A 21,633-nucleotide genomic window follows, 5' to 3' on the forward strand; every position below is an offset into this window, starting at 1 on the left:
GAGCCCGTCGTGGAGGACGTATGACCACCCTTGCCGATCCCGTCCCCGGCGGCCGTCCCGGTGACGTGGAGCGGGCCACCGCACTGGGCGACGAGCTGTTCAAGAAGGGTGTGCACGGCGTGGTCCTGGCCTACGTCGACACCGCGGGCATCTGCCGGGTGAAGACGGTCCCGACGGCCAAGCTGCCCTCCGCGGCGGCCTGGGGCGTGGGCATGTCGCCGGTGTTCGACACCTTCCTGGCCAACGACTCCATCGTCACCACCGACACCCTGGGCTCCCCCGACGGCGATCTGCGCCTGTACCCCGACCTCGACCGGCTGGTGGCCCTGGCCGGGCAGCCCGGCTGGGCCTGGGCGCCGGTCGACCGGATCACGCAGGAGGGCGACCCGCATCCGGGCTGTTCCCGCACGGTGCTGCGGCGGATCGTCTCCGAGGCGGCCGAGCGGTACGGAATCACCTTCAAGGCGGGCGTCGAGATCGAGTGGGCGGTGGGCCAGGGCCCGGTGGCCGACGGCGAGTTCGTGCCCGCCGCGTGGGGACCGGCGTACGGCGGCGTCCGGCAGGTCGAGCTCGGTGACTACACGGCCGACCTGCTGGCGGCCTGCGCCGAGCAGGGCATCGAGGTCGAGCAGCTGCATCCCGAGTACGCGGCGGGGCAGTTCGAGATCTCGACGAGTGCGCTGGACCCGGTGGCGGCGGCCGACGTCAGTGTGCTGGTGCGGCAGACGATCCGGGCGGTGGCGCAGCGGCACGGGCTCGTCGTCTCCTTCTCTCCGGCGGTCTTCGCGGAGGGGGTGGGCAACGGCGGCCATCTCCACCTCTCCGTCTGGCGCGACGGCGTGAACCTCCACTCCGGCGGCAAGGGCCGGTACGGCATGACCACGGACGCGGAGTCGTTCATCGCGGGTGTGCTCTCCCATCTGCACGCGCTCACGGCCCTGACCGCGCCGAGCCCGGCCAGCTATCTGCGCCTCAAACCCTCCCAGTGGGCCGGGGTGTTCAGCGTCTGGGGCCGCGAGACCCGGGAGGCGGCCGTCCGGATCGTCACCGGCACGGCGGGCCTGACCGACCGGTCCGCGAACATGGAACTGAAGCCGGTCGACCTGGCCGCCAACCCGTATCTCGCCCTCACCGGCCTGATCGCCGCCGGACTCGACGGACTGACCTCGGCCATGCCCCTGCCCCGGGAGATCACCGGCGATCCGGCCCTGCTCCCCGCCGACCAGGCCGCCGCGGCGGGCGTACGCCGGCTGCCGACCTCGCTCTCCCAGGCGGTGCGGGCGTTCCGCGCCGACGAGAAGCTGCGGGCCTCGCTGGGCCCGGCCCTCGCCGACGCCGTGGTCGCGGTGCGGTTCGGGGAGAGCGATGCCGTGGCCGAGCTGGACGACGAGCAGATCGCGGCGGCGTACCGCTGGAAGTACTGAGCATGAGCGAACCTCCTCCGCGGCCGGGTACGGGCGCGCACCCCGTCCACGAGGCCCTCGCCGGCGCCCGTCTCGTGGACCACCACTGCCACGGGGTCGTCACCGACGCACTCGACCGCCCGGGCTTCGAGTCGCTGCTCACCGAGGGTGCGGCCTGGCCCGGGATCTCGCCCTTCGACAGCCCTGTCGGCGTGGCGGTCCGCCGCCACTGCGCGCCCGTCCTCGACCTGCCGCGCCACGCGCCGCCGGAGGACTACCTGGCCCGGCGCGGGGAGCTCGGCCCGCGCGAGGTCAACCGCCGTTTCCTGACCGCTGCGGGCACGGACGTCTTCTGCGTGGACACCGGGTATCTGCCGGAACGTCTCAGCACCCCGGCCCAGCTGGCCGAGGCGGCGGGCGGGACGGCGTACGAGGTCGTCCGGCTGGAGAGTGTCGCCGAGGCCGTGGCGGCGCGGGGAGTGCGGCCGCGGGCGTACGCCGACGCGTTCCGCGCGGCGGCTCTGGAGGCGGTGGGGCGGCCGGGCGTGGTGGCGGTGAAGTCGGTCGCCGCCTACCGCACCGGCTTCGACCTGGACCCGGCCCGGCCCACCGACCAGGAGGTCGCCCGTGCCGCCGCCGACTGGTTGGCCCGCGGTGGCCGGCTGGCCGATCCGGTGCTGGTACGGCATCTGCTGTGGACCGCCGTGGACCTGGGGTTGCCGCTTCAGCTGCACACCGGGTTCGGTGACAGTGACATCCGGATGCACCGTGTCGACCCGACCCACCTCACGGACTGGCTGCACCTGACCGCGGGCACCATCCCGGTCCTGCTGCTGCACTGCTGGCCGTATCAGCGGCAGGCCGCCTATCTGGCCGCGGTGTTCGAGCAGGTGTACCTGGACGTGGGCCTCACGCTCCACTACGTCGGCCCGGCGCGGGCGCGGGCGATCCTGGCGGAGGCACTGGAGATCACCCCGTTCCGCAAGCTGCTGTACAGCTCGGACGCGTACGGAGTGGCGGAATTCCATCTGCTCGGCGCGCTGTCCTTCCGGCAGGGTCTGGCCGCTCTGCTCCAGGAGCGGGTGGACGCCGACGAGCTGAGCCTGCCGGACGCGTTGCGCATCGCGGCCTGGACGAGCGGGGACAACGCCCGCCGCCTCTACGGACTTCCTGCCCCGGCCCCCGTCCCACCAGACGGGCGCGACTGAGCGCCCGCCGTCCCCGGAAAGTATGATCTAGCAATGTCTGACTTGACCGAAACCACGCCCGGCTGGCTGAGCGCCGACGATCTCGAGCAGGCGCGCGCCCGGATGCCCATCCTGTACGTCGAGGCCGTGCCCGTGCGCGTCGACGACAGCGGCGAAGTCACCAGCGTCGGCCTGCTGCTGCGCATCGGACCCGACGGAACGGTCAGCCGGACTCTGGTATCCGGCCGCGTTCTGCACCACGAGCGGGTGCGGGACGCCCTGTTGCGGCACCTGGAGAAGGACCTGGGCCCCGTGGCGCTGCCCCGGATCCCGTCGTCGCTCCAGCCGTTCACGGTGGCGGAGTACTTCCCCACTCAGGGCGTCACGCCGTTCCACGACCCGCGTCAGCACGCGGTGTCCCTCGCCTACGTGGTCCCGGTGGCCGGCGACTGCCGGCCGCGGCAGGACGCCCTGGACCTGGTGTGGTTCAGCCCGCAGGAGGCCCTGTCACCGGCGGTGGCGAGCGAGATGCCCGGCGGTCACGGCGTGCTGCTCAAGCAGGCGCTGGCCCATGTCGGCTGCGTGATCTGAGGCACCCCGGTCAGTCGGTCTCCTTGCGCTGGGTGGTACCGGGCGCGCCGCCGTCCCGCGTCCACTCGACGACGAGTTTGCTGCCGAAGCGGACCAGGTGGCTGCCGACGGCGGTCTCCAAGAGATCGAGGTTCTCGGACTCCGTCTCCAGGGTCAGCAGCAGCGCGCCCTCGGCCGCGGTGAGGGAGCCCTTGCCTCCGTTCGGGAAGAGCAGGGTGCCCTCACCGCTGTCCTCGTCCCAGCTGGTCTGAAGCCGACGGCCCAGGTGTGCGGCGAGCTGCTTGGCGTAGCGGTGCGGGCGGTCGGTGGCGACGCGGGCTTCGGAGCGGGGCACGGGTACTCCCAGGAGTGCGGGTGGCGCGGTACGGACTCGATGCTCCCGCAACACCGATCGCCCCGCACCCATTCCGCACCCCTCGCACACCGCAACGTATGTGTGCGCCCTACGCGCGGGTCTTGCTCGTCATGGAGAACTCGTCGGCCTCCGCCAGGTCGAACTCCCCGTGGTCGCTGCCCAGTCCCTGTGCGACCAGTGCGGCCGCCGCGCTGCCCAGGATCGCGGCCTCGCGGGGCGTACGGCCCAGGCTCGTCCCGCGCAGGAAGCCCGCCGAGAACGCGTCGCCGCAGCCGGTGGTGTCGACGACCTCGACGTCGAAGGCGGGGACGGTCTCGGTGCCCTCGGCGGTGACCAGGAGGGCGCCTTCGCCGCCGCGGGTGACCGCGACCAGGCCCACCCCGCCGGCCAGGAACTTCCTGGCGCCGGTCACGAGGTCGTCCTCCTCGCTGAAGCCGAGGACCTGGTCGTCGTTCGGGAGCAGGAAGTCGATGTACGGGAGCAGCGGTTCGATCTGGTCGAAGGTGCCGAGGAAGCCGGGGGCGAGGAGGTCCACCGAGGTGACGACGCCGTGGTCCTTGGCGTGCGCCAGGATGCGGGCGCCGACGTCGGCGCCGATCAGTTCGGGGCCGCCGAGGTGCAGGTGGCTCGCTTCGGCGACCGCGTCCCAGGGGACGTCGTCGAGGCCGTAGGTGATGTTGGCGCCGAGGAGGTGGAGCGAGGGGCGGTCGCCGTTGGGGCGGATCGGCAGGACACTCGCGGAGGTGGAGGTGTCCCGGCGCCGCACCAGCAGTTCGGTGTCGATGCCCGCCGTGCGCAGCAGCTGGACCAGCAGGTCGCCCGTGGGGTCGGTGCCGATCGCGCCGGCCGTGCGGACCGAGGCGCCCAGCTTGGCGAGGGTGAGGGCGGTGCCGGCGGCGGTACCGGCGGCGGTCATGCGGATGTCCTCGACGAGGGTCGCGCCCTGCCCCTCGGGTATCTCCTCGACCGGCCGGACCAGTACGTCCAGTACATGCACACCCATGGTGACGACGTTCATCGCTTCCCCTCCTGTGCGGATTGCGTGGTGCCGTAGTTGCGGGCGAGGGCGGCCTCGATCACCGCGATCTGCTGCTGTTCGTCGAGGGCGCGCGGCTTCCCGAGAGCGGCCGCGTGCTGGTACACACCGCAGGCCCATTCGAGGAGCAGTGCATGCTCGACGGCCTTGTCGAGGGTCGGGGCGTGGGTCACGGCCCCGTGGTTGGCCATCAGCGCCGCGCCCCGCCCCTCCAGCGCGGTGAGGACCGACTCGGCGAGCTCCGGGGTGCCGAAGGTGGCGTAGGGCGCGACCCGGACGGTGCCGCCGAGCGCGAGCAACTGGTAGTGGATGCAGGGCAGTTCGTCGAGGACGAGGGAGAGCGCGGTGGCCATCGGGGCGTGGGTGTGGACGACCGCGGTGGTGCCGTAGCGGCGGTAGACACCGAGGTGGAGGTCGAGCTCCGAGGTCGGCAGCAGGCTTCCGGCCACGATCTCGCCGTCGAGGTCCACGACGGTCACCTGGTCGGGGGTGAGCCCGGCGAGGACGGCCCCGGTGGCGGTGATGGCGACCCGGTCCTCGACGCGCACGCTGACGTTGCCCGCCGTACCGATGAGCAGGCCCTCGGCCCCCAGACGGCGGCAGGCGTCCGCCACGGCGGCCCGCTCCTCGCTCAGCACCGGGCTTGAGTCGGTCATGCGCGCGACGCTAACCTAAACGTGAAACAAAGTCACGTTCAGGTTTGGAGGTTGGTACGTGAGCGAGGCCGACGCGGACTCCGACTCGGCCGCATGGATCGCCTCCCTGCGCCGCACGCCCCAACAGGCCCGCAGCCGGGCCCGGTTGGCCAGGGTGCTGGACGCCGCCGAGCGCATCCTGGTCGAGGAGGGCGTCGAGGCGCTCACCACGACCCGGATCGCGTCCGAGGCCCGGGTGTCGGTCGGCTCCCTGTACCAGTACCTGCCCGACCGCGGCGCGATCATCGAGGCGCTGGCGGCCGGCTACTTCACGAAGCTGGAAGCGGCGATGGACGCGCTCGTGGTCGCCGCGGGCGCCGAGCACTGGGACGACCCGGTCGGTGTCCTCATCGACGCGTACGCGGAGATCTACCGCAGCGAACACGGCTTCCGCGCCCTGTGGTTCGGCAGCGGGCTGACCGAGCGGACCCGGGCCGCGGACCGTGAGCACAAGCGCCGGATGGCCGACGGGATCCGCCGGATCCTGCTCGCCCTGCGGCTCGCCGAGGACGACGACACCCTCGCCCGTGTCTGCCACGCGGCCGTCCTCGCCGCCGACGCCCTCGCGCAGGAGGCGTTCCGCCGGGACGTGAAGGGGGACGCGGCGCTGCTGGAGGAGGCGAAGATCCTGCTGCGGGGTTATCTCACGGACATCGCGGCGCGGTACAACGTCTCCTGACGTCTTCGAACGGACGGGGGACCCATGCGGCTCACCTTCACCGGCCGGGTGCTCGAATGGCGCGGCCCGGCGCCGTACTACTTCGTCCCGGTGCCCGAGCAGGAGTCGGCCGACATCGGCGAGGTGGCCAGGATGGCCACGTACGGCTGGGGCGTGGTCCCGGTCGAGGCCCGCATCGGCGGAATCACCTTCACGACATCGCTCTTCCCGAAGGACGGCGGCTATCTCCTGCCGCTCAAGAACGCCGTGCGCAAGCCGGAGGGACTGACGGCGGGCGACGACGTGCGCGTGGAGTTGACGGTCCGCGTCTGACCTGGGCGGGTGATCACCGGCGGACGTATCGTTCAGCCGTGACCGACACCGAGCCCCTGCGGCTGCCCGACATGCCGTTGCACGATCCGTTCGTCGTCGCGGACGAGGAGACCCGGACGTACTACCTCTACACGTCCAACGAACCGTCCGTGTCGGGGGTGGAGGGGGTCGGGACGATGGTCTACCGCAGCCGCGACCTGCGGGAGTGGACCCGGCCGGTAGTGGTGTTCCGGACCGACGAGCAGGAGGGGCTCTGGGCGCGGGACGGCGGCTGGGCGCCGGAGGTGCACACCTGGGGCGGCAGGTACCACCTGTTCACCACGCTGCACGACGAGAGCCGTGAGCTGCCGGTGCCGCCTGTCGGGCGGTGGGGCACGCCCTTCCAGTTGCCGAACCACGCGCGCGGGACGATCACCGCCGTGTCCGACTCGCTGCTGGGCCCCTTCACCGTCGTCGACCCGACCGGGCCCACCCCGCCAGCGCGGCTCATGACGCTCGACGGCACGCTGTACGTCGATCCGGCCGGGCAGCCCTGGATGGTGTACGCGCACGAGTGGCTCCAGACCGTCGACGGGACCATGGAGGCCATCCGGTTGGCCCCGGATCTCACCGGGACGATCGGCGACCCCGTCTTCCTGTTCAAGGGCTCGGACGCGTCCTGGCTCGGCGAGCAGATCCCCGCGGGTGTACCGCACCAGCTCGCGCCCTACGTCACCGACGGCCCGCAGCTCCACCGCACCCCTGACGGCGCCCTCCTCATGCTGTGGTCGACGTACGAGAAGAACACGGCCGGTGCGGACGGCACCGTCAGCGGTGGTTACGTGCAGACCTACGCGGTCTCCAAGTCGGGTGAGCTCACAGGGCCTTGGGAGCAGCGCCGGCCGCTGGTCCGGGAGGACAGCGGGCACGGCATGCTGTTCCGGGCCTTCGACGGCCGGCTGCTGATGATCCTGCACCGTCCCTTCGAGAACGCGCGCGGGAAGCTGTACGAGATGGTCGTGGAGGACGATGCCCTGCGGGTGGTACGGCAGTGCACCGAACTCGACGGCGACGATCTCAGCGTCTGAGTCCCGCGTTAGCGGGTGGTGTCCGCGACACGGAAGGGGGCCACGGTGAGGCCGTGGGTGGTGAAGTGCACCCGAGGGCGGCTTCCCCGGTGCCGGCGTACGCCTGAGCGATCAGCGTCTGCGCGTGGGGGGGTTGGGACATGCTCGGTCTCCGATCGTCGGATTCGTCAGCGTGGGGTCGTCGGCAGCCACACCCGCATCGTCGAAGGACCCCGGTTCGCCCAGGAGTTGTACGGCACCAGCGCGATCCCGCGCTCTTCGGCGGTGGGAACCCCGGCCCGGTCCAGCGGCTGATAGGGCCATGCCCGAGTGGGTGGCTCGGCCAGCTCACCCGGCGCCACGACCGTGCCGTCCGGCCCGTCCACCGGCTCGGCGGCCGGATCCACCCGTACGGCGTCGACGTCCCGCCCGTCCGGCAGGTCCACGGACTCGGCGCAGTACACGAGGGGGCCGCGCTGGACGGCGACCGTGCCGCGCACCGCGTCGACGCGGGGGTCCGGGACGATCCAGCGCGGGGCGACGGGCAGTTCGAGCCGGATCTCGTCGCCGGGGCGGAAGACCCGGGTGACCGTGGCGGTGCCCGGGGTGACCGCGCGGCGGGTCCCGTCCGTGTCGACCAGCGCGGCCTCGGCGCCCGCGGTCCAGGAGGGGACGCGCAGGGACAGGGTCCAGGGATGGTCCGGAGCCCGGGTGACCCGCACGGTCACGGTTCCGCCGGACGGGTAGTCGGTGCGGACGCTCAGGCCGACCGCGCCCACCGAGATCTCCGCGTCGGCGTACTGGTGGAGCTGGACGCCCCCGTCGTCCGTCGTGGCCAGGTAGGTGGGCAGCAGGGCCAGGGTGCGGGCCACGTTGGTCGGGCAGCAGGACACCGCGAACCAGGGGGCGCGCAGGCCGGATTCGGCGCGCGGGCTCTCGGCGTCCGGCGCGGGGACGGTGCCGCGTCGGCGGCGGTGCAGGGTGTTGGCGTAGAAGAAGGAGCGGCCGTCCTCGGCGGGTGAGGTCGCGACGACGTTGAGCAGGGTCCGCTCGGCGAGGTCGGCGAAGCGTGGTTCGCCGGTGGCGAGGAGGAGCCGCCAGCTGAGCATCACCGAGGCGACGGCGGCGCAGGTCTCCGAGTAGGCGCGGTCGGGCGGCAGGACGAAATCGTCGCCGAAGGACTCGTCGCGGTGGTGGGAGCCCATGCCGCCGGTCAGATAGGTGCGGCGGGCGACCGTGGCCTCCCACTGCCGTACGACGGCCGCGAGGAGTTGTTCGTCGCCCGTCTCCACGGCCACGTCGACCGCGCCGGCGGCGAGGTAGAGGGCGCGGACGGCGTGGCCGCGCAGGACCGTCGCCTGACGTATGGGGATGTCGTCCTGGTAGTAGGCGCGGCCGAACTCGCCGTCGGCGAGGGTGCCCCGGCCTCGGCGGTCGACGAAGAGGGCGGCCTGGTCGAGGTAGCGCTGTTCGCCGGTGGCGCGGGCCAGTTCGACCAGGGCCGTCTCGATCTCGGGGTGGCCGCAGACGCCTTCGATGCCCCCTGGTCCGAAGGCGGCGCACACGTGGTCGGCGGCGCGTCGGGCGATCTTCGCCAGTGCGTCCTCGCCCCGGGTGCGGATCTGCGCGACCCCGGCCTGGATCAAGTGGCCGTAGCAGTACAGCTCGTGGCCCCATTCGAGGTCGCTGTAGCGGGGCTGCTGGCCGGGGCGGCCGAAGTGGGTGTTGAGGTAGCCGTCGGGTTCCTGGGCGGCGGCGATCGTCTCGGTGACCGGGTCGAAGCCGACGCCCGCCCAGGTCATCGCCTCGAGCAGTTTGTAGATGTCGGAGTCGGCGAACTCCCGTCCGCGCCGGGCCTCCACGGGTGCGGTGAAGTTGGCGGTCCAGCCGACGCGGTCCACCCACTCCCGGCAGTGGTCGAGGGTCGCGGTGGCGTTGACCTCCCGGCGCCCGGCCCAGAAGCCGCCGGTGATCCGGACCTCGTCGAGGCCGAGCGGGCGTAGCCGGCCGCGGCTCGGCGCCACCGGTACGACAGGAGCTGTGTGCGCCTTCGCATCAGGCTTCAACGCGTCATCCCTTCAGGGCACCGGACATGAATCCGCGCACGTAGTGCCGTTGCAGTAGCAGGAACACGAGGAGACAGGGCACGGCGAGGACCACCACGCCCGCCTCGGTGGCGCCGTAGTCGACGGCGCCCATGCTCTGTTGGCGCAGGTTGGCGACGGCCAGCGGCAGGGGCGCCTTCTCGCTGTCCGAGATGAGGATCAGCGGGGCGATGAAGTCGTTCCAGGCGGCGAGGAAGGCGAACAGGCCGACGGTGATCAGTCCCGGTCGCACCGCCGGGAGCAGCACCCGGCGCAGGGCGCCCGCCGTGCCGCAGCCGTCGACGAGGGCCGACTCCTCCAGTTCGCGCGGGACGGCCTCGAAGGAGATCCGCATCATGAAGGTGGCGAACGGGAGTTGGAACATGGCAAGGACCAGGCTCAGCCCGATCAGGGAGTTCTGGAGGTGCAGCCGGCCGAGGAGGACGTAGAGGGGGATGAGGAGGGTGGCGTACGGGACCATGAGGATGGCCAGGGTCAGCAGGAACAGCAGGTTCTTGCCGGGGAATTGGAAGCGGGCGAAGGCGTAGCCGCCGAGCAGGGACACCCCGACGGTCAGGGCGACCGTGAGGGCCGAGACGACGGTCGAGTTGAGGAGGTAGCGCCACAGGCCGGCGTCGTAGTCGAGCAGGGTTCGGTAGTTGCCGAGGCCGTAGCCGGACTCCTGGGCGGTGCCGGGCTGGGCGCTCACCGAGGCCCAGGTGTTCCACAGCAGCGGGAAGAGGAAGATGACGGCGAGGCCGCCGGCGACGACGTAGTAGGGCGTACGGGCGAGCGTTCGGGTGGGCACGGCGAGGTCCCTCCTCATGACTCGTCGGCGTGGCGCAGTCCGCGGAACTGGAGGGCGTTGAGGAGCAGCAGCGCGGCCAGGACGAGGATCGAGAGGGCCGCCGCCGTACCGAGGTCGAGCCGCTGGAAGGCCTCCCGGTAGATCAACTGCACCACCGTCACCGTGCTGTTGTCGGGTCCGCCCTTGGTGAGGACGAAGAACTGGTCGAAGGCGAGCAGGGATCCGGTCACGCACAGGAGCAGGGACAGTGCGAGGGACGGTCGCAGCAGGGGCAGCGTGACGGACCGGAAGATCTGGCCGCGGCCGGCGCCGTCCATGCGGGCGGCCTCGTACAGCTCGTGCGGGATGCGCTGGAGGCCGACCAGCAGGATCAGCATGTAGAACCCGGCGAACTTCCACACGACGAGGAACACCGTCGACAGCAGGGCGGAGGTCGGTGTGCCGAGGAAGGACACCGGCCCGTCCACGAGTCCGAGCTTCTCCAGGGGGCGGCTGAGGGGGCCGGTGGTCGGGCTGTACATGCCCCAGAAGAGGAGGGAGGCCGACGCCAGTCCGAGGGCGCCCGGCAGGAAGTAGACCGTGCGGAAGAAGCCGGTGCCGGGGCGGGACTCCTGCACCAGCAGGGCGAGGAGGAGCGCGAGGCCGAGGAGGACGACCGTGACGATGCCCGTGTAGAGGAGCGTGAAGCGGACGGCGGGCCAGAACAGGGTGCTGTCGGTGACGTCGGTGTAGTTCTCGGGGGCGTTGCCGCCCCGGTCCCCGGCGAGCAGCGGCCAGTCGTGCAGCGACATCTGGCCGACGAGGAGCAGCGGGAGGACGAAGAAGAGGGCGACGAACGCGGCCGTCGGGGCGGCGTAGCCGAGGCCCTGAAGGGTGCGGGAATTGCGGGAGAGCCACCACCGCGCGCGGCGACGGGGCGCCGGGTCCGTCCGGACCGGGGGTTCGACGCTCACCCGGTCCGGTGTCCTCACCTGCATGTCAGTCGCCCAGGGAGGCGGTGACGGCCTCGTTGTCCTTGTCGACCTTCGCCGCGTCCCCGAAGACGGCGTCGCGCATCAGGGTCAGCCAGGGCCCGTTGGGGTCGTTGAAGGTCTGGCCGAACTTCAGGGCGTAAGGGGTACGGCCGTCCGCGACCAGCTGGTTGACGGTGACCAGGCGCGGATCCGCCTCGGAGTACTTGTTGGACGCGAGGTCGGTGCGCGCGACCACGTCCTTGTGCGCGGCGACCACGTCGACCTGTGCCTCGTCGCCCACGGACCAGGCGAGGAAGTTCCAGGCCTGGTCGGCCTTGTCGCTGGTGGCGGAGATGCCGATGGCGTCACCGCCGACGAAGGTGGACTTTCCGCCGTCGGGTCCGGGGATCGGGGCGACGCCGAGGTCGAGGTCCTTGGGCATCAGGCCCAGGGTCGTCGAGGGCATCGGCATCACGCCGACCTTGCCCTTCGGGAAGACTCCGGTCCAGGTCACTCCGGTCTCGTCGCGGGCGCCGGGGGCCACGATGTCGTCCTGGACCCAGCCGCGGTAGGTGTCGTAGACCTTCTTGGCGGTGCCGGAGGCGAGGTCGGCCTCGGTGCCGTCCTTGTTCAGTACGTCGTCGCCGGCGGCCCAGATCGAGGGCCACCAGGTGAAGACACCGCAGCCGCCGCAGTTGCCGCCGAAGAAGGTGCCGTTGACGCCCCCGCCCAACTTGTCGACAGCGCGCGCCTGTCGGTCCCATTCGGCGAGCGTGGTGGGCGGCTTCTCGGGGTCGAGCTTCGCCTTGCGGTAGAGGTCCTTGTTGTAGAAGAGCACCGACAGGTCGAGGGTGTGCGGGACGACGTACTTCTTGCCGTCGTAGGTGCCCGCCTTGATGTGCGACTGGGCGAGGTCGTCGGCGAAGGGCAGGGCGTCGATCCGGTCGGTGAGGTCGGCGAAGAGCCCGCTGGAGGTGTAGTTCGGGACGAACACCACGTCGGAGGCGAAGAGATCGGGGAGGTCCTTCGACCCGGCCGCCGCGCCGACCTTGGTCTGGTAGTCGTCGGTGGGGACGACGGTCAGCTCGACCTTGTTCCTGTGCTTGGCGTTGTACGCCTTGACAAGTGCCTCGCTCTGCGGGCGGGTCGCCGCGCGGGTCCACATGGTGAGGGTGGCTCCGTCGTCGACGCCCTTGGCGTCGGCCGCGCCGCCTCCCCCTCCCCCGCCGCCCTTGTCGCCGTCGCCGGATCCGCAGGCCGTGGCCAGCGCGGCGGTGGCGATCAGGGCGACCGCCGCGGCGATCAGACGATGGATCCGTCCCGGTGACGTGGTCGGGCTCCCCATGACGATCCCCCTTCGTGACGAGCACCCGGAAGAAACGAGCCGAAAAGGCTTTCGTCAAGCTAGAGCCGAGCTGAGGGCACGTCAATCCCTCGTGCAGCGACACGAGTTCAGGTGGGCGGCCGAAAGTTCTCGCGTACCGTTGAGACCACGTGACGCCAGACACGTGACGCAGGACAGGAGACCCGCATGACATCCGCACCCGGCCCCGCTCGTGCGCACACCGCGACCCTCACCGACGTGGCCCGGCTGGCCGGCGTCTCGGTGGCCACCGCCTCCAAGGCCCTCAACGGCCGCAGCCAGGTGCGCGCCGAGACCCGGCAGCGGGTGATCGAGGCGGCCGAGCGGCTGTCGTTCCGGCCCAACCAGCTGGCCCGCGGTCTGCTCGCCGGGCGGACCGGCACCGTCGGACTGCTCACCAGCGACTTGGAGGGCAGGTTCAGCATTCCGATCCTGATGGGCGCCGAGGACGCGTTCGGCGCGGGCGAGGTCGCGGTGTTCCTGTGCGACGCGCGCGGTGACGCGATCCGCGAGCAGCACCATGTGCGCGCGCTCCTCGGACGCCGGGTCGACGGACTGATCGTGGTGGGCAGCAGGACCGATCCGCGCCCATCGCTCGGCCGTGACCTGCCCGTTCCCGTCGTGTACGCCTACGCCCCCTCGGACGATCCGGCGGATCTGTCGATCGTGCCCGACAACGTGGACGCGGGCCGGATCGCGGTCGAGCACCTGCTGGCCTGCGGCCGCACCCGGATCGCGCACATCAGCGGAGACCCGGGCTATCTCGCGGCGCGGGACCGGGCGGACGGGGCCCGGGCGGCGCTCGCCGCGGCGGGGCTGGACTTCGTCGGGGAGCCACGGTTCGCGGAGTGGTCCGAGGGGTGGGGGCGGGCCGGTACCGCGATGCTGCTGGAGCGGCATCCCGAGGTGGACGCGGTGCTCTGCGGCAGCGATCAGATCGCGCGCGGGGTCATCGAGATCCTGCGGGAGCGCGGGCACAAGGTGCCGGAGGACGTGGCGGTGATGGGCTTCGACAACTGGCAGATCCTGACCTCCGCGTCCCGGCCGCAGCTGACGAGCGTCGACATGAACCTGGAGCAGGTCGGGCGGGCGGCGGCGCAGGCGTTGTTCGGGGCGATCGCGGGGGCCCCGCGGGCTGGGGTGGAGACGCTGCCCTGCCGGGTGGTGATCCGGGGGTCCACGGCTCACCTGTCCTGAACCGCAACCCTCCCGAACTGCGGGCCCAACGACCTCTCTTGACACTCCATCAGCTCGCTCCTACGTTGCGAAAACCTTTTAGGCATTTTCCGCCACAGGTCGTTTCGGCAAAGGGGAGCATCCGATGCGAAGACGAACAGAGCCCATCCTCCAGCGCCTCCTCGTGGTCCTGACCCTCCTGCTCTGTTCCGTCTCCCTCGCGGCCCCCGCCCGCGCCGCGCAGACCATCGGTTTCCCCACCTTCACCGGGCCCGCGATCCCGGCCCCGCCCGTCGCCCAGACCACCGGCGACATGATGCGGGCGATCTACGACGCGGAGAGCTCGGGCACCGACTTCTGGATGGACCGCCTGCTGGCCCGCACCGGCGACGACCCGGCGGGGCCCTGGCTGATGAGCCGTGGCCGTGCCCTCTTCATGAAGGAGCACAACCCCGCCCAGCTCGGCTTCGGCGGCAAGGTCGCCTACTGGGAGAGCGTCAACGACAACAGCGCCTACACGGTCGCGATCACCCCGGGCACCTTCACCGAACAGGTCTCCCAGCGCCGCCAGACGCCCAGCCACTGGAAGAGCGTCCACACCAGCGGCTCGGTCTCGGTCGAGCAGACCAAGTTCATCACCGACAACAACGTGGCCGTGACCAACCTGGCCATCAAGAACAACGGCGGCAGCTCGACCACCCTGCAACTGCGGGCCACGTCGCCGTACGCCACGACAGGCACCGGCAGCGAGCTGACCGGCCAGGTCAACGCCTACAACAACCTCACCACCCTCCGGCCCCGCCTCACCGGCGACGGCTTCACCGTCTCCAGCGGCGGCCTCAACCGGTCGGTGACAATCGCGGCCGGGGCCACGGTGACCGCCAAGGTGGTGATGGGCTTCGTCACCGACGAGATCCCAGAGTCGCTGACCGAGTACAACGCCTACGCCGGCTACTCCCCCGCGACCGCCTTCGCCACCCACGTCAAGGCCTACAACCTGTGGTGGGCGCAGAACGTGCCCTACATCGACGTCCCCGAGCCGGCGATCAAGAAGAGCATCTACTACCGCTGGTGGCTGATGCGCTTCAACAACCTCGACGCGGACATCCCCGGCCAGACCTTCCAGTTCCCGACCTCCACGGAGGGCGTCCTCGGCTACAACAACGCGATCGCGCTGACCCAGCCGATGCACATCGACGACCTCAAGTACCTGCGCAACCCCGCCTATGCGTACGGCGACTGGCTGAGCGTCGGCCAGATCTCCAAGGGCGGCCGCTTCCTCGACAACCCGGGTGACCCGGCGAACTGGTCCAACAGCTACACCCAGTACATCGCCGAGGCGGCCTGGAAGAGCTACCAGATCCACGGCGGCCAACCCGCGATCGCGAACCAGCTCGCCCACTACGCCGAGGGCGACGTGAAGGGACAGCTGGCCTACTACGACCACGACAACAACAAGCTGATCGAGTACGACTGGGGCGCCCTGACCGGCAACGACGCCGACGCCGTCTCCTTCCACTGGAAGCCCGGGAACATGGACCGCGCCGAGTCCGCCTACCAGTACAGCGGCGCCCTCGCCGCCGCGCAGGCGTACGAGGCGACCGGCAACACGGCCAAGGCGACGGAGATGCGCACCCTGGCGAACCAGATCAAGGACGCCATCGTCAACGTGCTCTGGAACCCCAACCGGCAGCTGTTCGAACACCGGCTGAAGTCGACCAACGAGTGGGTGCCCTGGAAGGAGATCAACAACTACTACCCGTTCTCGGTCGGCGCGGTCCCCAACACCGCTGCGTACAAGCAGGCGTTGCGCCTGTACGACGACCCGGCCCAGTACCCGGTCTTCCCCTTCTACACGGCCAACCAGGTCGACAAGAAGGCGGCCGCCGACGCGGGCGAGCCCGGCTCCAACAACTTCTCGACCATCAACTCCACGGTCCAGTTCCGGCTCTACTCCTCGGTGCTGCGCAACTACCCCAACTCCTGGATGAACGCGACCGACTACAAGAAGCTCCTCTACTGGAACGCCTGGGCGCAGTACGTCGGCGGCAACACCCAGTGGCCGGACGCCAACGAGTTCTGGGCCGACTGGAACGGCAGCGCGATCACCTACCGCTCCTGGATCCACCACAACATCCTCGGCAGCAGCAACTGGACCGTGATCGAGGACGTGGCGGGCCTCAGGCCCCGCAACGACGACAAGGTCGAGCTCTCCCCCATCGACATCGGCTGGGACCACTTCACGGTGAACAACCTCCGCTACCGGGGCGCCGACCTGTCGATCGTCTGGGACGACCCGGCCGACGGCGTGGTGCGCTACCCGGGCATCCCGGAGGGCTACTCGGTCTACGTGAACGGCAGCCGGGTCGCCACCGTCTCCTCGCTGGTGCCCCTCACCTGGGACCCGGCCACCGGTGACGTCACCACCAGCGGCACGGTCACCCACCACACGGCCGTCGCCGGGCTCAAGGCGCCGAACCAGGTCGTGCAGGACAGCCCCCGCATGGTCGACATGCTCGCCAAGGCGGGCGTCGACCTCACCGCCGACCTGCCCAACCTCGCCGCCGGGGCGACCGTGTCCGCCTCCTCCACCGGTTCCGGGAGCAGCGCCGCCGGGGCGGTCGACGGCTACCCCACCAACGAGCCGTTCTGGGGCGCGGGCGGATCAGCCGCCCAGGACTGGTACGAGCTGAACTTCGGCACCAGTCGCACGCTCAACGAGGTGCGGCTGTACTTCAAGGACAGCCGCCCCGCCTCCACCACCTATCGAGCTCCGTCGGCGTACACCGTCCAGTACTACAACGGCAGTTCATGGGTCGATGCCCCGAGCCAGACGAAGAGTCCGGCCGCGCCGCGCGCCAACTACAACCTGGTGAGGTTCCCGGCCGTCAGCACCCAGCGCATCAGGGTCCTGGCCACCAACGCCTCCGGCGCGAGAACCGGCCTGACCGAGGTCAAGGTGTACAACCGGGGCGGGGTCCAGCCACCGGCCAACCAGGCGACCTCGGCCACCGCGTCGGCGTCGTACACCTCCGCCTGGGAGAGCGTCAACGCGGTCAACGACGGCATCGACCCGCCCTCCTCCAACGACACCGTCAACCCCCGCTGGGGCACCTGGCCGGAGACCGGTCAGCAGTGGGCGGAACTGACCTGGCCCGCGGCGAAGACCCTGAACAGGGCCGACGTGTACTTCTTCGACGACGACCAGGGCATCGACATGCCTGCCTCCTGGAGGCTCCAGTACTGGAACGGCAGCGCGTACGTCGACGTGCCGGGCGCGAGCGGCTATCCGCTGGCGAAGAACCAGTACAACAGCGTCACCTTCACCGCCACGAACACCACCCGGCTGCGGGTGCTGCTCACGAGCAACGGCACGAACTCCGTCGGCCTCCTCGAAGCAAAGGTGTACGGCCCGTGACCAGATGCAGACTCCTCCTGGCGCTGCTCGTGCTGACGACGGCCTTCCTCGTCGCACCGTCGGCGCCCGCGTCCGCCGCCGTCACCTTCACCTCGACGGCCGTCAACCAGAACGGCGGCAACTGCCTGGACCTCCCCGGAAGTTCGACCACGGCCGGGACTCAACTCCGGGCGTTCACCTGCTCGTCGGGAGCCAACCAGAACCTCTCCTACACCCCCGTCTCCGGCACGAGCGACACGTACACGATCATCACCCAGTCCGGTCAGTGCGTGGACGTCCACGGCGCCTCCACCGCGGACAACGCGGCGATCATCCAGTGGCCCTGCCACGGCGGCAGCAACCAGCAGTGGCGGCTCGCCCCCGTGACGGTCGCGGGCGCGGACAAGACCTTCAACCTGGTCTCCGTCGGCTCCGGCAAGTGCGTGACGCCCAGCGGCGGTTCGTCGGCGTCCAACACCAACCTGGTCCAACTGCCGTGCTCCACGAGCGGCGGCAGGGTGTGGCGGCTGCCCTCGTTCACCGGCGGTGGCACCACGCCGGGCACCTTCACCAACCCGCTCTCCCAGCACGGGCCCGACCCCTGGCTGACGTACTACAACGGCTCCTACTACCTCGCCACGACCACCTGGAACTCGACGGTCACCATGCGCAAGGCGAGCACCCTCGCCGGGCTCGCCACGGCCACCGACCAGGTGATCTTCAACCTGACCCGGCCCAACGGGGCGGGCACCATGTGGGCGCCGGAGTTCCACCTGCTCGACGGCCCCAACGGCAAGCGCTGGTACTTCTACTACACGGCCGGGCGGGAGCCGTACGACCTCGGCACCCAGCGGATCCACGTGCTGGAGAGCGCGGGCCTGGACCCGATGGGCCCGTACACCTTCAAGGCCGACCTGCTCGACCCGACCCAGGACAACACCTGGGAACTGGACCCGAGCATCCTGCAACTCAACGGACAGCTCTATCTGTTGGGCACCTTCTACAACGGTTCGCAGCCCATGTTCATCCGGCCGCTGTCGAACCCGTGGACTGCGAGCGGCACCCGGCGGGTGCTGTCCACGCCGACCTACAGCTGGGAGACCGTGGGCGGCGCGGTCAACGAGGGCGCCGAGGTGCTCCAGCGGGGCGGCAAGACCTTCATCGTCTACTCGGCCAGCCACTGCTCCACGCCCGACTACAAGTTGGGCATGCTCACCTACAACGGCGGTGACCCGCTGAACTCCTCGTCCTGGGTGAAGTCACCGAACCCGGTGTTCCAGCGGTCCAACGCCAACGGGGTCTACGGTCCGGGCCACAACGGGTTCTTCAAGTCACCGGACGGCACCGAGGACTGGATGGTGTACCACGCCAACAGCTCCACGAGCGGCGGCTGCGACATGAACCGCACCACCAGGGCGCAGAAGTTCACCTGGAACGCCGACGGCACCCCGAACTTCGGCGCCCCCGTGGCTCTAGGCGTCGCGCTGCCCGCACCCTCGGGCGAGTAGTCCGGGCTCAGATGGCCTCGCGCACGGCCCGCTCGAAGCCCTCCACATGGCTGCGGGCGAGCCGTGCCGCGCGGTCGGCGTCACCGGCGACGATCGCCGTGATCAGCGGGCCGTGCTCCTCGACGTGGCCGGCCATGTCGGACAGCCGGTCCACGAACAGGCACCAGATGCGGGTGGCCAGGTTGTCGTGGCGGACGAGGGTGTCCTCCAGGTACGGATTGTGCGTGGCGGCGTAGACGGCCCGGTGGACCCGGAGGTCCAGGCGCATCAGCTCGGCGGGGTTCCGGCCGGGCGCGTCCTCGTCCAGTTCGGCCCGCAGCGCCGTCAGGTTCGCCCGGTCGGCGGCCGTGGCGCGCCGCGCGGCCTGGGCCGCGGCCAGGGGTTCGAGTTCCTGGCGCACCTCGGAGATATGGGCCAGGTCGGTGATGTTGACCTCGGTGGCGAAGGTGCCGCGCCGGGGATAGGTGGTGATCAGGCGTTCGTACTGGAGCCGCTTGAGAGCCTCGCGCACCGGGGTACGGCCGACACCGAGGGACTGTCCGAGCTGCTCCTCGTTGATGGGCGCTCCGGGGCGGATCTCCAGCATGACGAGCCGGTCGCGGATGGCGCGGTACGCGCGCTCGGCGAGCGACAGCTCCTCGACCTCGGCCGCGGCCTGTTGCATGGACGCCCCCTTGACCTGTCGGATGAGCTCCCATACTTTACCGCAGAGGTTGATATATCAGTTGCCCATGAGTTGGCTCTCAGGATGGTGCACAGATGGCAACGAGTACGTCGCTCACCACGCCCACCTCCCCCCTCTCCCTCCCGCTCGACGAACTCGACCCGGAGATCGCCGCCGCGGTGGCCGCCGAACTGCACCGCCAGCAGTCCACCCTCGAGATGATCGCCTCGGAGAACTTCGCGCCGGCCGCGGTCATGGAGGCGCAGGGCTCGGTCCTGACCAACAAGTACGCCGAGGGCTACCCGGGCCGCCGCTACTACGGCGGCTGTGAACACGTCGACGTCATCGAGCGGTTGGCCATCGCCCGGGTCCGGGAGCTCTTCGGCGCCGAGGCCGCCAACGTCCAGCCGCACTCGGGAGCCCAGGCCAACGCGGCCGCGATGTTCGCCCTGTTGCAGCCCGGCGACACCATCCTCGGGCTCGACCTCGCGCACGGCGGGCATCTGACCCACGGCATGCGGCTCAACTACTCCGGCAAGCTGTACAACGTGGTGCCGTACCACGTCCGTGAGTCCGACCTGCGCGTCGACATGGACGAGGTCGAGCAACTCGCCCTGGCACACCGGCCGAGGATGATCGTGGCGGGCTGGTCGGCCTATCCCCGACAGCTGGACTTCGCGGAGTTCCGCCGGATCGCCGACGCGGTGGGCGCGTATCTGATGGTGGACATGGCGCACTTCGCGGGTCTGGTGGCCGCGGGGCTCCATCCGAACCCGGTGCCGTACGCCGACGTCGTCACGACCACCACCCACAAGACCCTCGGCGGCCCGCGCGGCGGGGTGATCCTCAGCCGGGCCGACCTGGCCAAGAAGATCAACTCGGCCGTCTTCCCGGGGCAGCAGGGCGGCCCGCTGGAGCATGTCGTAGCGGCGAAGGCGGTGGCCTTCAAGGTGGCCGCCTCGGAGGAGTTCAGGGAGCGCCAGCGGCGCACGCTGCGGGGCGCGAAGATCCTCGCGGGCCGGCTGCTCGCCGACGACGTCGCCGAGGCCGGCATCACCGTCCTGACCGGCGGCACCGAAGTCCACCTGATCCTGGTCGACTTGAGGAACTCCGAGCTGGACGGCAAGCAGGCCGAGGACCGGCTGCACCGCATCGGCATCACGGTCAACCGCAACGCGGTGCCCTTCGACCCACGCCCGCCGATGATCTCCTCCGGCCTGCGCATCGGCACGCCCGCCCTGGCCACCCGCGGTTTCGGCGACGTGGAGTTCCGTGAGGTCGCCGACATCATCGCGGAGTCCCTGAAGGGCGAACGCCCCGAGGACGAACTGCGCGCCCGGGTCGAGAAACTCGCCGCGGCCTTCCCGCTCTACCCGGACGGCTCCCGACGAGACTGAAGCACATGGAAAAGGCCGTTTTCCCCTTCTTGGGAAAACGGCCTCCGACCTGCGTGAAGCTGGTCGGGACGACAGGATTTGAACCTGCGACCCCTTGACCCCCAGTCAAGTGCGCTACCAAGCTGCGCCACGTCCCGGTGCCCGTCTGACCTGGGGTTTCCCCTGGCCGAACGCGCAGAGAAACCATACCGCACTCGGGTCGATGGTCGCGCACCCCTTTCCCGCTTGACCTCAGGTTTGGTTGAGGTTGCACGATCGACCGCATGACGATCACCGAGGAACGCGGACGGACGTACGCCTACGAGGACCTGCCCCGGCTCATGGGGCTGATGACGGGCGACGAGAAGCACGGACCGGCGGCGACCTCCACGCTGGACGTGCTGTGGGTGCTCTACGACCGTGTCCTGCGGGTGCGCCCGGAACAGTCGGACGACCCCGCGCGGGACCGGTTCCTGCTGTCCAAGGGGCACGGGCCGATGGCGTACTACGCGGTGCTGGCCGCGAAGGGCTTCGTGCCCGTGGACTGGCTGCCGGGCTTCGGCTCGTACGACTCCCCGCTCGGCCACCACCCGGACCGGGTCCTGGTGCCCGGTGCCGAGATCGGCAGCGGTTCGCTGGGGCACGGGCTGCCGATCGGCGTCGGCACGGCGCTGGGGCTGCGCGCCCAGGGCCTGGACGATCCGCGGGTGTGGGTGCTGATCGGGGACGCGGAGCTGGACGAGGGCAGCAACCACGAGGCCATCGCCTTCGCCGGGCCCGCGGGGCTGGAGCGCCTGCACACCGTCGTCGTCGACAACTCCTCCGCGAGTCACGCCCGGCCCGGCGGCATCGCGGCCCGCTTCGAGGCCGCGGGCTGGTCCGCCGTCACGGTCGACGGCCGTGACCACGAGGCGCTGTACGCCGCTTTCACGGCCCCGCATCCGGGCCGACCGCACGTGGTCGTGGCCCAGGTCGAGCCGAAGTCGTTCTGAACACTCTC

Annotated in this window: 19 protein-coding genes and 1 tRNA gene; 11 read left to right on the top strand and 9 right to left on the bottom strand. The window is 70.6% G+C overall.

What is annotated here, in order from left to right:
* The first annotated feature begins 20 nt into the window (after nt 1-20).
* The 3 genes from OHN19_RS06210 to OHN19_RS06220 are packed head-to-tail and all read left to right on the top strand — an operon-like array spanning nt 21 to nt 3,181.
* Nucleotides 21-1,424: a glutamine synthetase family protein gene (locus OHN19_RS06210; protein WP_330263177.1), complete on the top strand. Its 1,404-nt coding sequence runs from the start codon at nt 21-23 to the stop codon at nt 1,422-1,424.
* A gap of 2 nt (nt 1,425-1,426) precedes the next feature.
* The gene (locus OHN19_RS06215) at nt 1,427-2,611 is read left to right on the top strand and encodes an amidohydrolase family protein (RefSeq protein WP_330263178.1); all 1,185 of its coding nucleotides are present in this window, start codon (nt 1,427-1,429) and stop codon (nt 2,609-2,611) included.
* Between the two features lie 33 nt (nt 2,612-2,644).
* Nucleotides 2,645-3,181 carry an NUDIX hydrolase family protein gene (locus OHN19_RS06220; RefSeq protein ID WP_330263179.1) on the top strand — a complete coding sequence of 179 codons (537 nt, stop codon included), beginning with the start codon at nt 2,645-2,647 and terminating at the stop codon, nt 3,179-3,181.
* Between the two features lie 10 nt (nt 3,182-3,191).
* On the opposite strand, the gene OHN19_RS06225 is transcribed toward OHN19_RS06220, so the two are convergent.
* The 3 genes from OHN19_RS06225 to OHN19_RS06235 all read right to left on the bottom strand — a co-directional run bounded on the left by OHN19_RS06225 (nt 3,192) and on the right by OHN19_RS06235 (nt 5,228).
* Nucleotides 3,192-3,515 carry a DUF2218 domain-containing protein gene (locus OHN19_RS06225; RefSeq protein WP_330263180.1) on the bottom strand — a complete coding sequence of 108 codons (324 nt, stop codon included), beginning with the start codon at nt 3,513-3,515 and terminating at the stop codon, nt 3,192-3,194.
* Between the two features lie 109 nt (nt 3,516-3,624).
* Nucleotides 3,625-4,554 carry a carbohydrate kinase family protein gene (locus OHN19_RS06230; protein WP_330263181.1) on the bottom strand — a complete coding sequence of 310 codons (930 nt, stop codon included), beginning with the start codon at nt 4,552-4,554 and terminating at the stop codon, nt 3,625-3,627.
* On the bottom strand, nt 4,551-5,228 hold the full coding sequence (locus OHN19_RS06235; protein ID WP_330263182.1) for a class II aldolase/adducin family protein: 678 nt from the start codon (nt 5,226-5,228) through the stop codon (nt 4,551-4,553). The genes OHN19_RS06230 and OHN19_RS06235 overlap by 4 nt, the downstream gene beginning before the upstream one ends.
* 58 nt (nt 5,229-5,286) lie before the next feature.
* Between OHN19_RS06235 and OHN19_RS06240 the strand changes: the two genes are divergently transcribed.
* The 3 genes from OHN19_RS06240 to OHN19_RS06250 all read left to right on the top strand — a co-directional run bounded on the left by OHN19_RS06240 (nt 5,287) and on the right by OHN19_RS06250 (nt 7,325).
* Nucleotides 5,287-5,946, top strand: coding sequence for a TetR/AcrR family transcriptional regulator (locus OHN19_RS06240; protein ID WP_330263183.1), 660 nt, complete (start codon nt 5,287-5,289; stop codon nt 5,944-5,946).
* Nucleotides 5,947-5,970: 24 nt separating this feature from the next.
* Nucleotides 5,971-6,258 carry a DUF1905 domain-containing protein gene (locus OHN19_RS06245; protein ID WP_330263184.1) on the top strand — a complete coding sequence of 96 codons (288 nt, stop codon included), beginning with the start codon at nt 5,971-5,973 and terminating at the stop codon, nt 6,256-6,258.
* Nucleotides 6,259-6,329: 71 nt separating this feature from the next.
* Complete coding sequence (locus OHN19_RS06250; protein WP_330269540.1) at nt 6,330-7,325, top strand: glycoside hydrolase family 43 protein; 996 nt, start codon at nt 6,330-6,332, stop codon at nt 7,323-7,325.
* A 167-nt stretch (nt 7,326-7,492) separates the two neighbouring features.
* Here OHN19_RS06250 and OHN19_RS06255 read toward each other — a convergent pair whose 3' ends face one another.
* Genes OHN19_RS06255 through OHN19_RS06270 form a run of 4 tightly spaced genes read right to left on the bottom strand, consistent with a single transcriptional unit; the run spans nt 7,493 to nt 12,494 of the window.
* Nucleotides 7,493-9,328 (bottom strand): glycoside hydrolase family 127 protein, encoded by a 1,836-nt coding sequence (locus OHN19_RS06255; protein WP_330263185.1) that lies wholly within the window; start codon nt 9,326-9,328, stop codon nt 7,493-7,495.
* Nucleotides 9,329-9,374: 46 nt separating this feature from the next.
* Nucleotides 9,375-10,196 (bottom strand): carbohydrate ABC transporter permease, encoded by an 822-nt coding sequence (locus tag OHN19_RS06260; protein ID WP_330263186.1) that lies wholly within the window; start codon nt 10,194-10,196, stop codon nt 9,375-9,377.
* Nucleotides 10,197-10,210: 14 nt separating this feature from the next.
* Nucleotides 10,211-11,173: a sugar ABC transporter permease gene (locus tag OHN19_RS06265; protein ID WP_330263187.1), complete on the bottom strand. Its 963-nt coding sequence runs from the start codon at nt 11,171-11,173 to the stop codon at nt 10,211-10,213.
* Nucleotide 11,174: 1 nt separating this feature from the next.
* A complete protein-coding gene (locus tag OHN19_RS06270; protein WP_330263188.1) occupies nt 11,175-12,494 on the bottom strand; it encodes a sugar ABC transporter substrate-binding protein in 1,320 nt (439 codons plus the stop codon).
* A 186-nt stretch (nt 12,495-12,680) separates the two neighbouring features.
* Here OHN19_RS06270 and OHN19_RS06275 point away from each other — a divergent pair, with 186 nt between their 5' ends.
* From OHN19_RS06275 to OHN19_RS06285, 3 genes are all read left to right on the top strand, one after another.
* Nucleotides 12,681-13,709 carry a LacI family DNA-binding transcriptional regulator gene (locus tag OHN19_RS06275; protein WP_330263189.1) on the top strand — a complete coding sequence of 343 codons (1,029 nt, stop codon included), beginning with the start codon at nt 12,681-12,683 and terminating at the stop codon, nt 13,707-13,709.
* A gap of 124 nt (nt 13,710-13,833) precedes the next feature.
* Complete coding sequence (locus OHN19_RS06280) at nt 13,834-17,106, top strand: discoidin domain-containing protein (protein ID WP_330263190.1); 3,273 nt, start codon at nt 13,834-13,836, stop codon at nt 17,104-17,106.
* Nucleotides 17,103-18,593, top strand: coding sequence for a family 43 glycosylhydrolase (locus OHN19_RS06285; RefSeq protein WP_330263191.1), 1,491 nt, complete (start codon nt 17,103-17,105; stop codon nt 18,591-18,593). Before OHN19_RS06280 ends, OHN19_RS06285 begins: the two co-directional genes overlap by 4 nt.
* A 7-nt stretch (nt 18,594-18,600) precedes the next feature.
* Here the strand turns inward: OHN19_RS06285 and OHN19_RS06290 are convergent, their stop codons facing one another.
* The gene (locus OHN19_RS06290; protein WP_330263192.1) at nt 18,601-19,257 is read right to left on the bottom strand and encodes a GntR family transcriptional regulator; all 657 of its coding nucleotides are present in this window, start codon (nt 19,255-19,257) and stop codon (nt 18,601-18,603) included.
* A gap of 95 nt (nt 19,258-19,352) precedes the next feature.
* Here OHN19_RS06290 and glyA point away from each other — a divergent pair, with 95 nt between their 5' ends.
* Nucleotides 19,353-20,654: a serine hydroxymethyltransferase gene (gene glyA / locus OHN19_RS06295; protein ID WP_330263193.1), complete on the top strand. Its 1,302-nt coding sequence runs from the start codon at nt 19,353-19,355 to the stop codon at nt 20,652-20,654.
* Between the two features lie 60 nt (nt 20,655-20,714).
* Here glyA and OHN19_RS06300 read toward each other — a convergent pair.
* Nucleotides 20,715-20,791 (bottom strand) — tRNA-Pro (locus OHN19_RS06300).
* 126 nt (nt 20,792-20,917) lie between these two features.
* Between OHN19_RS06300 and OHN19_RS06305 the strand changes: the two genes are divergently transcribed.
* Nucleotides 20,918-21,625, top strand: a complete 708-nt coding sequence (locus OHN19_RS06305) for a transketolase (protein ID WP_330263194.1) — start codon at nt 20,918-20,920, stop codon at nt 21,623-21,625.
* The last annotated feature ends 8 nt before the right edge of the window (nt 21,626-21,633 follow it).

Origin of the sequence: Streptomyces griseorubiginosus (assembly GCF_036345115.1) — a bacterium.
In the GTDB taxonomy this organism is placed as follows: Bacteria; Actinomycetota; Actinomycetes; order Streptomycetales; family Streptomycetaceae; genus Streptomyces; species Streptomyces griseorubiginosus_C.